The organism is Actinoplanes sp. NPDC049265 (assembly GCF_043197135.1).
Classification (GTDB): Bacteria; Actinomycetota; Actinomycetes; order Mycobacteriales; family Micromonosporaceae; genus Actinoplanes.
On sequence record NZ_JBICSP010000017.1, the window covers coordinates 184964 to 199487 of the forward strand.

The 14524-nt window shown below is 70.7% G+C and carries 12 protein-coding genes; 5 read left to right on the top strand and 7 right to left on the bottom strand.

All coding sequences use genetic code 11. The features are described from left to right. Position 1: 1 nt before the first annotated feature. A complete protein-coding gene (frc, locus tag ACGFIO_RS33300; RefSeq protein WP_392832446.1) occupies positions 2-1228 on the bottom strand; it encodes a formyl-CoA transferase in 1227 nt (408 codons plus the stop codon). Positions 1229-1438: 210 nt separating this feature from the next. Beyond that, positions 1439-2677 carry an MFS transporter gene (locus ACGFIO_RS33305; RefSeq protein WP_392832449.1) on the bottom strand — a complete coding sequence of 413 codons (1239 nt, stop codon included), beginning with the start codon at positions 2675-2677 and terminating at the stop codon, positions 1439-1441. A gap of 32 nt (positions 2678-2709) precedes the next feature. Between ACGFIO_RS33305 and ACGFIO_RS33310 the strand changes: the two genes are divergently transcribed. Continuing rightward, positions 2710-3648, top strand: a complete 939-nt coding sequence (locus tag ACGFIO_RS33310; RefSeq protein WP_392832452.1) for a LysR substrate-binding domain-containing protein — start codon at positions 2710-2712, stop codon at positions 3646-3648. 173 nt (positions 3649-3821) lie between these two features. Here ACGFIO_RS33310 and ACGFIO_RS33315 read toward each other — a convergent pair whose 3' ends face one another. The 5 genes from ACGFIO_RS33315 to ACGFIO_RS33335 are packed head-to-tail and all read right to left on the bottom strand — an operon-like array spanning position 3822 to position 9838. Beyond that, positions 3822-4625: a PaaX family transcriptional regulator C-terminal domain-containing protein gene (locus ACGFIO_RS33315; RefSeq protein WP_392832455.1), complete on the bottom strand. Its 804-nt coding sequence runs from the start codon at positions 4623-4625 to the stop codon at positions 3822-3824. Between the two features lie 2 nt (positions 4626-4627). Next, positions 4628-6916 carry a bifunctional salicylyl-CoA 5-hydroxylase/oxidoreductase gene (locus ACGFIO_RS33320; protein ID WP_392832458.1) on the bottom strand — a complete coding sequence of 763 codons (2289 nt, stop codon included), beginning with the start codon at positions 6914-6916 and terminating at the stop codon, positions 4628-4630. Continuing rightward, positions 6913-8484: an AMP-binding protein gene (locus ACGFIO_RS33325; protein ID WP_392832460.1), complete on the bottom strand. Its 1572-nt coding sequence runs from the start codon at positions 8482-8484 to the stop codon at positions 6913-6915. The genes ACGFIO_RS33320 and ACGFIO_RS33325 overlap by 4 nt, the downstream gene beginning before the upstream one ends. 11 nt (positions 8485-8495) lie before the next feature. After that, positions 8496-9359, bottom strand: coding sequence for an acyl-CoA thioesterase (locus ACGFIO_RS33330; RefSeq protein ID WP_392832463.1), 864 nt, complete (start codon positions 9357-9359; stop codon positions 8496-8498). Then, positions 9356-9838 carry a cupin domain-containing protein gene (locus tag ACGFIO_RS33335; RefSeq protein ID WP_392832465.1) on the bottom strand — a complete coding sequence of 161 codons (483 nt, stop codon included), beginning with the start codon at positions 9836-9838 and terminating at the stop codon, positions 9356-9358. Before ACGFIO_RS33335 ends, ACGFIO_RS33330 begins: the two co-directional genes overlap by 4 nt. Before the next feature lie 39 nt (positions 9839-9877). On the opposite strand from ACGFIO_RS33335, the gene ACGFIO_RS33340 reads away from it, so the two are divergent. The 4 genes from ACGFIO_RS33340 (at position 9878) to ACGFIO_RS33355 (ending at position 14230) form a co-directional block, all read left to right on the top strand. Then, the gene (locus ACGFIO_RS33340; RefSeq protein ID WP_392832467.1) at positions 9878-10357 is read left to right on the top strand and encodes a RidA family protein; all 480 of its coding nucleotides are present in this window, start codon (positions 9878-9880) and stop codon (positions 10355-10357) included. 22 nt (positions 10358-10379) lie between these two features. Next, positions 10380-12641, top strand: a complete 2262-nt coding sequence (locus ACGFIO_RS33345) for a putative bifunctional diguanylate cyclase/phosphodiesterase (RefSeq protein ID WP_392832470.1) — start codon at positions 10380-10382, stop codon at positions 12639-12641. Then, positions 12638-13753 carry a WD40/YVTN/BNR-like repeat-containing protein gene (locus tag ACGFIO_RS33350; RefSeq protein WP_392832472.1) on the top strand — a complete coding sequence of 372 codons (1116 nt, stop codon included), beginning with the start codon at positions 12638-12640 and terminating at the stop codon, positions 13751-13753. The genes ACGFIO_RS33345 and ACGFIO_RS33350 overlap by 4 nt, the downstream gene beginning before the upstream one ends. A 180-nt stretch (positions 13754-13933) precedes the next feature. Beyond that, entirely contained in the window at positions 13934-14230 is a 297-nt protein-coding gene (locus tag ACGFIO_RS33355) for a MoaD/ThiS family protein (protein ID WP_392832475.1), read from the top strand. The last annotated feature ends 294 nt before the right edge of the window (positions 14231-14524 follow it).

Here is a 14524-nt window from a genome sequence, read left to right on the forward strand (position 1 = left end):
CTCAGATGGCGCCGGCGGCGCGCAGTTCGGCGGCCCGGCCCTCGAAGCCGATCTCCGCGAGGATCTCCTCGGTGTGCTCGCCGAGCAGCGGTGACCGCTCGACGTCGACCGGGGAGTCGGACAGCTTGATCGGGCACCCGACGGTCTTGAAGGTGCCGCGTTCCGGGTGCTCGACCGAGACGACCGACCCGAGCATCCGCAGGGTGTCGTCCTCGATCAGCTCCCGGGTGGACAGCACTGGGCCGCACGGGATGTTGTGCGCGTTGAGCTCCTCCATCACCGCCCACTTGGTGTGCTTGGAGGTCCACTCCTCGATCAGCTGGAACGCCTTGTCGAGCTTGTCCAGCCGCGCCTTGGGCGTACTCCACTCGGGGTCGTCGGCCAGCTCGGGGCGGCCGATCAGCTCGGCGATCGGCGCCCACCCGGTGGGCTGGATGATCACGTAGATGTAGTCGTTCGGGCCGCCCGGCGCGCATCGGACCGCCCAGCCGGGTTGTCCGCCACCGGACGCGTTGCCCGACCGTGGCACCTCGTCGCCGAAGTTCTCGTTGGGGTACTCGCCCAGCGGCCCGTGGGCCAGGCGCTGCTGGTCGCGCAGCTTCACCCGGCACAGGTTGAGCACCGCGTCCTGCATCGCGACCTGCACCCGTTGTCCCCGGCCGGACTGGGTGCGGTGCAGCAGCGCGGCCAGGATGCCGGCGACCAGGTGGATGCCGGTGCCCGAGTCGCCGATCTGCGCGCCGGTGGCGGTCGGTGGCCCGTCCTCGAATCCGGTGGTGCTCATCGCGCCGCCCATGGCCTGGGCCACCACTTCGTAGGCCTTGAAGCCCGCGTACCGGCCGGGGCCGAAACCCTTGATCGACGCGTACACCAGCCGGGGGTTGATCTCCTGCAGCCGCTCCCACGGGAAGCCGAAGCGGTCGACCACGCCGGGGCCGAAGTTCTCCACGAGCACGTCCACCTCGGACAGCAGCTTCGTGAAGACCTCCTTGCCCTGGTCATTCTTCATGTTCAGCGTGATACTGCGCTTGTTGCAGTTGAGCATCGTGAAATAGAGGCTGTCCACGCCGGGTAGATCGCGGAGCTGGCTCCGGGTGATGTCGCCGTGGCCGGGGGCTTCCAGCTTGATCACGTCCGCGCCGAGCCAGGCGAGCATCTGGGTCGCCGACGGTCCGGACTGGACGTGGGTCATGTCGAGAACGCGAATGCCCTCGAGTGCCTTGGTCATCGTGATCCTCCTGTACGACGCTGAACGGGTCGCGGAGACGAATGCGGTGCCCCAACGACGGACCTGAGTAGTGGTTGGATTGCATACCGTATTTCGTAGTCAGTATGTTGTCGCATGTAACAGCCATGTGTCCAGAGTGTGTTTGAAAGACATCGATAGAAGAGCTGAATGGCCGCGGGTACGCAGGTCAGCGCGCTTTTGCGCCTCCGCTCAACGCGGCAGGGTGAGCAACGGGCGGCCGGGCTGGCGCAGACGATAGGCCAACAGGGCAGCAACCAGCCCGAGACCGCCGGCGACGGCCCAGGCGTTCTGGCCCGTCGCGAGGATGATGCCGAGGACGCCGCCGACCGCCTTGCCGGTGTAGACGACGCCGTAGTTGGAGAGGGTGGCCTCGTCGCCGAACCAGTCGCGGACCAGACCGATCAAGAGCGAGTAACCGGCCCCGGTGCCGAAGCCGGCGAGCACCACCGCGATCGGGTTCCCGTGCGAGGCGAGCAGGACGAACTGGGCCAGGGCGCCGACCATGAGGGCGTGCGCGAGGGTGCGGCGGCGGCCCAGGCGATCGGACAGGCGGCTGCTCAGCCACCGGCCCAGCCCCGTCGACACGGCCAGGACGGCGATCGACACCGCGGGCCAGCGTCCGGTCGCCAGCATCGCGATGTCAAAGAAGGCCATGACCGAGGTGAGCACCACGACCACGAACAGGACGGGCAGGACGCCGGACCTGAGAGCCGCCCGGAAGGAGAAGTGGCGCAGGGCGGGACGGTTGTTGGGAATGCTGTTGTTGAGGCTGCGGTCCACCGCCCACCGGTGTGGATCCAGGTGGGACGGCCACCAGTGCGGAGGCGGACGGCGGATCAGCAGGGCGGCGGTCACCAGCACGACCGCCACCACGACCGCCGTCACGTCGAGCATGACCCTGTTCACCGTCAACCCGGCGATCAGGATGAACGGAAGCGCGCCGTAGCCGAAGGCACCGCTCACCGCACCACTGGCCGAGGCGATACGTTCCGGGAACCACTCGGTCACGGCACCGATGCTGACCACATAGGCCAGGCCGGTTCCCAGGCCGCCGTAGATGGCGTACCCGTAACCGCTGTTCTCATGGGCGAGGGAGATCAGGCCGGCGGCACAGAGGGCCGCCGCGACGAGGAGCAGGAGTTCCGGGTTGCGGCCGGAGCGGCGATAGAGCCAGGCCGCCGGAGCCGCCGAGCCGGCCTGGCAGAACACCCAGACCGCGAGGACGAGCAGGGCGCGCCGGGTCGTCCAGCCGTTCAGCTCGACGAAGGCCGGCAGCGCCGCGGCGTACCCGTACTGGAAAAGGCTGACCGCGGCCATCGACGCCCAGGCCGCCCTCCTGATCCAGATCCGCGGCCGCCCGAGCAGCTCGACGTCCGACTCACCGACCCGGTAGCGACGCCCGTAGACGTCGGTCGATATCTGTGACACGAGACACCTCCTGGTGGTCTACTGTATGCAGTATGTCACAGACGGTGCTGTTGAGAGAGCTCGAATATCTCGTCGCGCTGGCCCGTGAACGCCACTTCGCCCGCGCGGCCGCCGCCTGCCACGTCTCCCAGCCGTCGCTGTCCACCGCCATCCGCAAACTGGAACGGGAACTCGACGTGCAGATCGTCCGGCGGGGCCATAGGTTCGCCGGCCTGACCCCCGAGGGCGAACGCGTGCTGCTGTGGGCCCACCGCATCCTGGCCGGAGCCACCGCCCTGCAGCAGGACCTGGCCTCGATGCGCGGCGAACTCACCGGCACCCTGCGCCTCGGCGCCATCCCCACGGCCCTGACCGCGGCGTCACTGCTGACCACGCCACTGTGCACCCGGCATCCCGAGATCCGGGTGACGCTGACCTCGCTCAGCTCCCGCGAGGTGGCGGCCCAGCTCGCCGGCTTCGAACTGGACGTCGCCCTCACCTACCTCGACGACGACACCCTGGTCGGCATGAAAACCTTTCCCCTGTACGAGGAGCGCTACCTGCTACTCACTCCCGCCTCCGGCCCACTCGCCGAACGCCCGGCGGTGACCTGGCCCGACGTGGCCAAGCTGCCGCTCGTCCTGCTCACCCCGCGCATGCGCAACCGCCGCATCATCGACGGCCTCTTCGCCGCCCACGGCCCCGTCCCCGCCCCCGCGGTCGAGACCGACACGGTCGACGCCCTCTACGCCCACATCGCCACCCGCCGCTGGTCGAGCGTCATCGCCCACGCCTGGCTGCACACCTTCGGCGTCCCGTCCGGCATGCGCGTGGTCCCCTTGAGCGGCCGCTCCGGCGGCTCCCGCATCGGCCTGGTCGCAGCCGACCGCCAGCCCGAGCCCTACATCGTCCGCGCCCTGGTCGACCTGATCCCGGCCGCCGACGTCCGCGGCACGCTGCAACGCCTCCTCCGCACCCACCTCAACCGCTGACCGTCGAGTCCGTCCCACCCTCCGGCGCGAGCACCGCGCTGAGCGCGGCTTGGGCGGGGCGGCAGGGACGGCGAGAGAGCAGGCTGGACGCCTGGCGAACCAGGATCGGCCCCGCGCCTGAGCGCGAGCGGCGCCGGCAAGCCGGCCGGGGGCCAGAAGCTGCGGCACACGGCTCAGGTGTGGATGGCCTCGTGGGCGTGTTTGCCGGCGAGGTCGCTGAGGGCGGCGTTCAGGTCGTCGAAGAGGGCGCCCGCGGTCTCGCCGTTCCAGTCGGATGGGAGCAGGGACAGTGGCAGGCCGGGGTCGCGGAAGGGCAGGCGGCGCCACTCGGTCAGCATCGGGATGTAGAGGCGGAAGGCGTCGGGGCCGGTGGTGGGGGGACTGTCGCGGACGGGGGTGTAGCGGCGGAGGAAGTCCGCGTACATGGTGGTCAGGTCGGACAGGTCCCACCACTGGGCGACCTTGATGCGCGGGTCGCCGAAGGCCACGTAGTCGCCGGTGAAAATGTCGACGTAGCCGGACAGCCCGCGGCGCTCGAGGGTGTGGCGGGTCTCGTCGGCCAGGTGCTGGGGGGCCACCCAGACGCCGGAGGCGACCGTGCCGAAGCCGAGGCGGGTCAGAGTGGTTCGCAAGGCGTGGCGCTGGTCGCGTTCGGACTCGGGGACCGAGAAGAGGACCATCACCCAGCCGTCGCCGGGGGACGCGCGGGCCCGGCGGAAGATGCGGCGGTCACCCTCGGCCAGCATCTCCAGGGTCGGGCCGTCGAGGGCGTAGCCGGCCGCGCCGTCGTAGCGGGAACCGGCCAGGACGCCTCGGCGTTTCAGGCGGGAGACGGCGTTGCGGGTGGGCTGGGCGTCGACGCCGACGTCGGACATCAGGCGGACCACCGACGCCACCGACAGCCAGTTGTGTTCGGTCCGGGCGTACAGGGCGAAGATCGTCAGGATCAACTGGGAGACGCGGGCGTCCACCGCCATGATCACGAGCCTATCGGAGGCGGCCGCCAGCGCACGTGGGTGTCGTCCTCGGCACGGTCGGGGCGCAGCAGGTGGAGGCGCGGGCGGACGGCGTCGGTGCGGGCCGACGGCGGCTTGCGGCTGCCGGGCCGGAACTGCACCGGCCAGTCGGCCCCGCGATACTCCTGCTCGGCGGCCGCGTGCAAGGTCCACTGCGGGTCATAGAGATGGGTACGCCCGAGAGCGCACAGATCGGCCCGGCCGGCCAGCAGGATCGAGTTCACGTCGTCGTAGGAGGCGATGGCCCCGACCGCGATCACCGTGGCCCCGGGCACCTCGTGCTTGATCCGGTCGGCGTACGGCGTCTGGTAGGACCGGCCGAACGCGGGCCGCTCGTGCTGGGCGACCTGGCCGGTCGACACGTCGATGGCGTCGGCGCCGTGGGCGACGAAGGCTCGGGCGATCCCGACGGCGTCGTGCTCGGTGGTGCCGTCGTCGAGCCAGTCGGTGGCCGAGATGCGTACGCTCATCGGCCGCCCGGCCGGCCACACGGCCCGGACCGCGTCGAACACCTCGAGCGGGAACCGCAGCCGGTTGGCCAGCGGGCCACCGTATTCGTCGGTCCGCCGGTTGGCCACCGGTGACAGGAACGACGACAGCAGGTAGCCGTGCGCGCAGTGCAGTTCGAGCAGATCGAACCCGGCCTCGGCCCCGCGCCGGGCGGCGGCCACGAAGTCGGCGACGACCCGGTCGAGGTCGGCCCGCGTCGCCTCCCGGGGCACGTGGCAGCCGGGGCCGTAGGGCAGCGCCGACGGCCCGATCACGTCCCAGTTCCCGTCGGGCAGCGGCTCGTCCATGCCCTCCCACATCAGCCGGGTCGATCCTTTGCGCCCGGAGTGCCCGATCTGCAGTCCGATCCGGGCCGAGCTACGCGCATGTGCGAAGGCGACGATCCGGGTCCAGTGGTCGCGCTGCTCGTCGGTCCAGATGCCGGTGCAGCCGGGCGTGATCCGGCCCTCGGGCGACACGCACACCATCTCGGTCATCACCAGGCCGGCGCCGCCCATCGCCTTGGAGCCGAGGTGGACGAGGTGGAAGTCGTCCGGGATCCCGTCGACGGCGGAGTACATGTCCATCGGTGACACGACGATCCGGTTCTTCAGATCGAGATCACCCAGGCGGTACGGCTGGAACATCGCCGGCGCCTCGACCCGGCCGAAGGCGGCGTTGACCCGGTCGGCGAACGCGGGGTCGCGGGTGCGCAGGTTCTCGTAGGTGATCCGGCGCGACCGGGTCAGCAGGTTGAAACAGAACCGGGCCGGTTCCTGGCCGGCGTACATCCCGATGTTCTCGAACCACTCCAGCGACGCCTGGGCCGCCCGCTGCGTCGATTCGACGACCGGCCGGCGCTCTTCCTCGTACGCGTGAAGTGCGGTTTTGATCTCGGAATGCTCGTGCAGGCACGCCGCCAGGGCCAGCGAATCCTCCATGGCGAGCTTGGTGCCCGAGCCGATCGAGAAGTGCGCGGTGTGCGCGGCGTCGCCGACCAGCACCAGATTGCCGTGGTGCCAGCGCTCGTTGCGTACCGTCGTGAAATTGATCCACCGGGATTTGTTGTCCAGCAGCCGGTGACCGTCGAGTTCGCCGGCGAAGATCTCGCTCAGCCGTCCGACGCTGAGGTCGTGACCTCCGGCGCGCAGCCAGACGTCCTCGTGCATCTCGACGATGAAGGTCGAGCGCCGATCCGAGTAGGGGTAGCCGTGGACCTGCATGATCCCCCACGGCGTCTCCTTGATGAAGAACTGGAACGCCTCGAAGACCCGGTCGGTGCCGAGCCAGATGTAGCGGTTGCGGCGTTCGTCGCGGGTGAGTCCGAAGTGTTCGGAGCGCGTCGCCGAGTTGACGCCGTCGGCCGCCACCACCAGATCGTGCGTCTCGGCCAGGTCGGGCGGCGCCGGGGCGGAGAAGTGGATGGTCACGCCGAGCGCGTGGCACCGCCGCTGAAGCAGGCCGAGCAGTTCCTGGCGGCTCATCGCCGCGAACCCCTGCCCGCCGACGGTGTGCGTGACCCCGCGGAAGTGGATGTCGATGTCGGTCCAGCGCGCGAACCGGTCGGCCATCGCGCCCGCGAACTCGGTGTCGGCGTTCTCGATGCCGCCCAGCGTCTCGTCGGAGAAGACCACGCCGAAGCCGAACGTGTCGTCGGCGGCGTTGCGTTCCCACACCGTGATCCGGTGCGACGGGTCGAGCTGCTTCATGAGCGCGGCGAAGTACAGCCCGCCCGGGCCGCCGCCGATGACCGCGACCTTCACAGCATCGCCCGCAGCCGGAAGTGCTGGAGTTTCCCGTTGGCGTTGCGCGGGAGGGCCTCGATGAACCGGACGTCGCGCGGGTACTTGTACGGGGCCAGGAGCTGCTTGACGTGGTTCTGGATGTCCTTGACCAGCGCGGCGTCGCCGGTCACGCCCGGCCGCAGCACGACGAAGGCGCAGACGACCGAGCCGCGTTCGCTGTCCGGTCGGGCGACCGCCGCGCTCTCCAGCACGTCGGGGTGGGTGTCGATGGCCGACTCGACCTCATAGCCGCCGATGTTGTAGCCCGACGAGACGATCATGTTGTCGGTCCGCGACTGGTAATAGAGGTAGCCGTCGTCGTCGGCGAGGAAGGTGTCGCCGGTGACGTTCCAGCCGTTGTCGACGTACGCGGCCTGCCGCTCGTCGTCGAGGTAGCGGCAACCGACCGGTCCGATGACGCCGAGCCGGCCAGGTTGGCCCGGTCCGAGTGCGGTGCCGTCCGGCCCGAGGACGGTGGCCCGCCAGCCGGGCACCGGACGGCCGGTGGCGCCGGGGCGGATGTCGTCGCCGGCCGCGGAGATGAAGATGTGCAGCAGCTCGGTGGTCCCGATCCCGTCGATCACCCGCAGGCCGAGCCGGTCGCGCAGCCGTTCCCAGGTCACCACGGGCAGGTGCTCGCCCGCCGACAACGCGACCCGCAAGCCGCCCAGCTGCTGGTCCCGGTGTTCGCGGAGCATCGTCTTATACGCCGTGGGCGCGGTCGCCAGGGCCGTGACGCCGTGCCGTTCGACCAGCTCGGCCAGTTGCACCGGGGTGGTCGCCTCGGTCAGCAGCGCGGTGGCGCCGGCCCGCAGCGGGAACACGACCAGCGAACCCAGCCCGAACGTGAAGGCGAGCGGGGCCGAGCAGGCGACCACGTCGTCCGGTCGCAGCCGGAGCACCTCGCGGCCGAACGTGTTGTCGATGGAGAGCAAGTCGCGGTGGAAGTGCATGGTGACCTTGGGCTCGCCGGTGCTGCCGGAGGTGGGCCCGAGCAGCGCGACGTCATCCGCGGCGGTGTCGACGTTCTCGTAATCCCCCGGTTTCGCCTCCGCGCCTCGACGCAGCGCGGAATACGGCACCACGGGCACCGCCAGGTCGAGCAGGAACCGGTCATCAACCAGGGCGAAGGCCGGTCGGGTACGCCGTACGACCGGCGCCAGCTCACGCACCCGCAGCGCCGCCATCGTGGTCACGACGACACCGCCGGCCTTGAGCACGCCGAGCCAGGCCGCCACGGTCCACGGGTTGTTGGGCGAGCGCAGCAGGACCCGCTGCCCCGGCACGAGGGCGAGGTCCTCGGTGAGGAACCGCGCCACCTGGTTGGCCCGGTACCTCAGCTCGCCGTAGGTCCAGACGTCGCCGGACGGGGTGAGCAGGGCCGGGCGCTCCGGCCCGCGGGAGGCCGGCACGTCGATCAGCTCGGTGGCGGCGTTGAGACGGGCCGGGTACCGCAGGGCGGGCAGGGTGAACTCGATCTCGGGCCACAGGTGCGCGGGCGGCAGGTGGTCGCGGGTGAACGTGTCGACGTGCGCGGATCGCTCCACGGCGGGTCCTCTCAGGACGTACGAATCATCCCCTCTTGGGCGACCGTGGCCAGGTGCCGGCGGTCGCGGGTGAAGAAGCGCCCGGTGCCGAGGCCGCGACCGGTGTCGGCGGCGACCGCGTCCTGGACGTAGAGCAGCCAGTCGTCGACCGGCCCGCCGCGGTGGAACCACATGGCGTGGTCGAGGCTGGCGGTGACCAGTCCGGGTTCGCCCCAGGGCCGGCCCAGCACCCGGAGCACCGGTTCGAGAATCGTGTAGTCGCAGACGTACGCGAGCGCGGCGGTGTGCAGTTGCTCGGTGGTCAGCCCGTCGACCGGGCGCAGCGGGTCGAACGGCTTCACCCAGACGGCCTGACGCGGCTGCCGGTTCCCGACCCGGAGATAGATCGGATCGGGTACGTGCCGCATGTCGAAGCCCCGCCCGCCCGACCAGTATTCGGTCGCCGCTGTCGCTTCCGCCCCGCTCAGGTGTTCCCTCGACGTCGGCAGGTCGCCCGGATCGGGTACGTCACCGGGAAAGGCGCTGGTGTAGGAGTCGCCCGCCTCCGGTTTCTGGAACGACGCCAGCGCGGTGTAGATGACTTTGCCCGACTGGTACGCGCGCAGCTGCCGCGTGGCATAGCCGCGGCCGTCGCGCAGCCGCTCCACCTCGTAGCGGACCTCGGCACCGATGTCGGCCGGGCGCAGGAAATAGCTGTGCGTCGAGTGGATCCTCTTGTCGTCGGCGACCGACCGCATCAGCGCGGCGGTGGCCGGGCCGACCAGGTCACCGCCGTACGCCTTGGGCCACGGGCACGGTTGGGTCGTGCCCACGTACACGTCGGGTTCGATCTGTTTCAGGGTGAGCGCGGCGGTGACGATCTCGGAGGTGCTCACCGGTCGGCCCAGCCCGGCAGGTCGGCGTCCGGCACGTCGGGCAGGTTGACCACGATGTTCTCCGGGGTGCGGGTGGTCAGCCAGGTCAGTGGCCGGGTCCGGTCGCGGTTGCACTCGATGTGGGGCAGGAACGGCGGCACGAAGACCCAGTCGCCGGTCTCCATGTCGAGGTAGTCCTCGAACCGCTCGCCGAAGTAGATCCGCGCCTTGCCGGACAGCACGTACCCACCGGTCTCGGCCTCGCCGTGGTGGTGGCTGACCGAGCGGTAGCCGGGATCGTTGTAGACCTTGCCGAACCACAGCCGGGTGGCCGGCGTGTGCTGGATGCTCACTCCCGAGACGCGGCTCGCGCCACCGGAGTCGGCGGTGTTGCCGTCCTCTTGTCCGCCGCGCGTCACGACCGGCGCGACCAGGCCGCTGGGCAGCCGGTAGATCGAGTTGTCGCCCTCGAGAACGTACTTGCTGAGGTCGGGCTCCATATCTCGTATTTTTCACGACCGTAAAATAAAGTCAATGACATGACGCCCATCCCCATCAATCCCGGCACGCTGCCCCGCCCCAGCGGCTACTCGCACGGCACGCTGGCCGGCAACACGCTCTACCTGGGCGGGCAGACCGCCCTCGACGCGGACCGGCGGATCGTCCCCGGCGGCATCGTCGAGCAGTTCCGGCAGGCGTTCACCAACGTCCTGACCACGCTGCGGGAGGCCGGCGGCGAACCCGGCGACCTGGTGTCGATCACGATCTACCTGACCGACATCCCCGGCTACCAGGCCCACGGCAAACAGATCGGCCAGGTCTGGCGCGAACTGGCCGGTCCGGTCTACCCGGCCATGGCCGGCATCGGCTGCACCAGCCTGTGGCAGCCCGAGGCCCTGATCGAGATCCTCGGCGTCGCCGTCATCCCCGGCGATCGGCTCTCAATCCCCGGCGATCGGCTCTCAATCCCCGGCGATCGGCTCTCAATTCCCGGCGGCACCGGCCGAACAGGGGAGTAATCAGCGTGGATGAGGAGAGTCGGTGGGAGCGTTTCGGGCGGGTCTGTTGCCCCGTGTCCGGTTGTCGGACGCGGCGTTCCAGGCCCGGCACGCCGCGCTCCGGCTCGTGCTGTGGGTACAGATCCCGATACTGACCATGGTCGGTGTGCTGACCGAACCGCACGGCCCCGAGGACATGGTGCACGCCTCCTGGGCCGCGCCGGCGATGGGCGGGGCCCTGGCCTGCTGCGCCATCGGCAGCGTCTTCGTCCGCGGGCGTCGGCTCGGCCCGTTCCTGGTGTCGCTCGGGCTGCTGCTGGCGGCGGCGCTGCTCGTGACGCTCGGCGGCGGGCGTACCGAACTGCACTTCGCCTTCTTCCTGATGATCGGGCTGATCAGCCTCTACCAGGACTGGGTGCCGCTGGCGCTGTCGGTCGTGCTGGTAGTGCTGCACCACCTGCTGGTCGGACACGTCGCGCCGGCGCTGCTCTATTCCGACCCGCCCAGCGCGGTCCGGTTCATCCAGTACGCCGCGGTGCACGGCGGCTTCGTGCTCGGCTGCTGCGCGGTGCAGATCGTCTACTGGCGCTTCACCGAACAGGCCCAGAACGAGACCGACCGGATCCGGGCCGAAGCCGACCGGGCGTTACGGCACAGCGCCGAACGCTACGAGGCGCTGGTGCAGGACTCGTCCGACGTGACAGTGGTGGTCGACCGCAGCGGCAAGATCGTCTCGGTCAGCGCCGCCATGGAACGGGTCCTCGGCCACCGCCCCGACCACCTGGTCGACACCGACTACCACCAGCTGGTCCACCCCGACGACGTCGCCCGGTTGCGCTCGGCGCTGGCCGACGGCCGGGAAGAACATCGAGCCGAGGTACGCCTGCAGCACGCCGACGGTGACTGGCGCTGGCACGAGATGGTGCTGCGGGACATGACCGCCCACTCCGCGGTGTCCGGCTGGGTGATCAACCACCGCGACGTCACCGAACGCCGGCAGGCCCAGGACCGGCTCGCGTACGAGGCCTCCCACGACGCCCTGACCGGGCTGGCCAACCGGGCCGAACTCCTGCGCACCCTGGACGAGAGCACCGCCGCCGCGGCCGCCACCGACACCGGAATCGCCGTGCTCTACCTCGACCTGGACCACTTCAAGCAGGTCAACGACGTGTACGGGCACGAGACCGGCGACCTGCTGCTCGCCTCCGTCGCCCGCACCCTGCACCGCTGCGTGCTCGGCTCGGACACCGTCGGCCGGCTCGGCGGCGACGAATTCGCCGTCGTTCTGACCCAGATCGGCCGGCTCGAGGCCGCCATTTCGGTGGCCACCCGCGTCCTGGCCGAGCTGGCCCAACCGGTCGAGATCAACAACGTGGCCATCGTGCCCGGGGGCAGCATCGGCATCGCCCTGTCCACACCGTCGCGGCCCGACGGCAACCTGCTCAGCCACGCCGACACCGCGATGTACCACGCCAAACGCGACCGGAGCGGCTGGCGCGCGTACGTGGCCGGCATGCACGATCCCGCCGTACCGGTCACGACCCTCGAGGACGACCTGCGCGACGCCATCCGCGACGGGCAGCTGAGCCTGGCCTACCAGCCCGTCGTCTCGCTCATCACCGGAGAGATCACCGAGGTCGAGGCCCTCGTCCGCTGGAATCACCCGGTACGCGGGCGGCTGCTTCCGGAGGCGTTCCTGCCGCTGGCCGAGCAGTCCGGGCTGATCGGTGCGATCGGCGACTGGGTGCTGGCCGAAGCGTGCGCGCAGGCGGTGCGGTGGCCGGGCGTACGCCTCGCCGTGAACCTCTCGCCCCGCCAGCTCGACGCCGACGACGCGGCCGACCAGCTCCTGGCCGTCCTCGCCGGTACCGGCTTCGACCCCGGGGACCTGACCGTGGAGATCGCCGAGACCGCCTGCGTCGACGCGCCCGAACTGGTCGACCGGCTCACCGAACTGCGCGGTCATGGGGTACGCATCGCGCTCGACGACTTCGGCACCGGCCACTCGTCGCTACGCCACCTCACCCGGCTCCCGGTCGACGTACTCAAACTGGACGACTGCTTCGTCGCCGAGCTGGACGGCACACCGGCCGGTTCGGCGGTGGCCGAAGCGGTCATCCGGCTCGGCCGCATCCTCGAACTGGACACCGTCGCCGAGGGCGTCGAGACCGAGGCCCAGGCGGCCGAGCTGACCCTGCTGGGCTGCCGGTCCGGCCAGGGCTTCCTCTACTCCGCCCCACTGGACGCGACCCGAATGGATGAACTGCTGCGCTCGACGTCCGGGGCGGGCACACTCTCTGGATGAACCGTGTCCGACTGCTCGTAGGCACCCGCAAAGGGGCGTTCACGCTGACCGCCGACGGCACCCGCACCGATTGGACGGTCGACGGGCCGTTCTTCGGCGGGTGGGAGATCTACCACGTGGCCGGGTCGCCGGCCGATCCCGACCGGCTCTGGGCCTCCGCCTCCGGCGGCTGGTTCGGCCAGGTCATCCACCGCTCCGACGACGGCGGCCGGTCCTGGGCCGCGGTCGGCAACGACTTCGACTACCACGGCGCCGTGGGCGAACACCTCTGGTACGACGGGACGCCCCGCAAATGGGAATTCAAGCGCATCTGGCACCTGGAGCCGTCCCGGACCGACCCGGACACCGTCTACGCCGGCGGTGAGGACGCCGCGCTCTACCGCTCGACCGACGGCGGCCGGGAGTGGACCGAACTGACCGCCCTGCGCCACCACCCGACCGGCCCGCAGTGGCAGCCCGGCGCCGGCGGCCTCTGCCTGCACACGATCATCCTCGACCCCGCCGACCCGCGGCGCATGTTCGTGGCCATCTCGGCCGCCGGGGCCTTCCGCACCGACGACGCCGGCGAGTCGTGGCAGCCGATCAACCGCGGCCTGCGCAGCGGTGGCATCCCCGACCAGGACGCCGAGGTCGGCCACTGCGTGCACCGCCTGGCCCAGCATCCGACCCGCCCGCAGACGTTGTTCATGCAGAAGCACTGGGACGTGCTGCGCACCGACGACGCCGGCGGGCAGTGGCGCGAGGTCAGCGGCAACCTGCCCAGCGACTTCGGCTTCCCGATCGCGGTGCACGCCCACGAACCGGAGACCGTCTACGTCGTCCCGATCACCAGCGACTCCGAGCACTACGTCCCCGACGGGAAGCTGCGCGTCTACCGCAGCCGCGTCGGCGGCGACGAGTGGGAACCGCTGACCGCCGGCCTCCCCCAGCAGCACTGCTACGTCAACGTGCTGCGCGACGCGATGGCCGTCGACACGCTCGACGACTGCGGCGTCTACTTCGGCACGTCGGGCGGCCAGGTGTACGGGTCGTCCGACAGCGGCGACACCTGGGCGCCGATCGTCCGCGACCTGCCGCCGGTGCTGTCGGTCGAGGCCCAGGTGCTGCCGTGAGCCGCGTCGTTCGGCCGCTCTTCTACACGCCCGGCGGCATCTCGTGACCCGGGTCTTACGCTCTTCTACGCGCCCGGCGGCATCTCGTGACCCGCGTCGTCCTCCAGTTTTTCCGCACGCCCGGCGGCATCTCGTGACCCGGGTCGTCCTTCCGCTCTTCTACACGCCCGGCGGCGTCTCGTGATCCGCGTCATTCTGCCGGCGCACCTGCGGGCCCTGGCCGGGGTCAGTGGCGAGGTCGAGGTCGAGGTCGCCGGCGTGGCGACGCAGCGGTCCGTGCTCGACGCGATCGAGGGGCGTTTCCCGATGCTGGTCGGAACCATGCGCGACCGCCGCACCGGGAAGCGGCGGCCGCTGGTGCGCTTCTTCGCCTGCGCGGAGGACCACTCCAACGACGACCCCGACGCCGAGCTGCCGTCGCCGGTCGCGGCCGGACGGGAGCCGTACCTGATCGTCGGCGCGATGGCCGGCGGCTGACACCCCGACGCCGGCATGGTTGCCGAGGTGGTGACCGGCCGCCACCTCGGCAACCATGCCGGCGCAGCGGGCGAACTCCCGCTGCGCCGCGGCCGGCCCTGGGCTACCACCGCCGACCTCGGTGGTGGGACCGGGCGGGCTGTTTCCGCCGGCTCACCTCGGCCGGCCCGGCGGGTGACCACTCACTCAGGTGGAGCGGAGCGACCTCGGCGGGAGTGCCCTGTGTCAACCGGTTGGTGGGGTTGGGTTGAGCAGGGTTTGCAGGGCGCGGTGTTCGGCTGGGTTGTAGGGGGT

What these genes read in the sequence shown, in the direction of transcription:
- ACGFIO_RS33350 (WP_392832472.1), top strand. Translation starts at nt 12,638, where the DNA reads ATGAACCGTGTCCGACTGCTCGTAGGCACCCGCAAAGGGGCGTTCACG.
- ACGFIO_RS33335 (WP_392832465.1), bottom strand. Translation starts at nt 9,838, where the DNA reads ATGGAGCCCGACCTCAGCAAGTACGTTCTCGAGGGCGACAACTCGATC.
- frc (WP_392832446.1), bottom strand. Translation starts at nt 1,228, where the DNA reads ATGACCAAGGCACTCGAGGGCATTCGCGTTCTCGACATGACCCACGTC.
- ACGFIO_RS33340 (WP_392832467.1), top strand. Translation starts at nt 9,878, where the DNA reads ATGACGCCCATCCCCATCAATCCCGGCACGCTGCCCCGCCCCAGCGGC.
- ACGFIO_RS33310 (WP_392832452.1), top strand. Translation starts at nt 2,710, where the DNA reads ATGTCACAGACGGTGCTGTTGAGAGAGCTCGAATATCTCGTCGCGCTG.
- ACGFIO_RS33315 (WP_392832455.1), bottom strand. Translation starts at nt 4,625, where the DNA reads ATGGCGGTGGACGCCCGCGTCTCCCAGTTGATCCTGACGATCTTCGCC.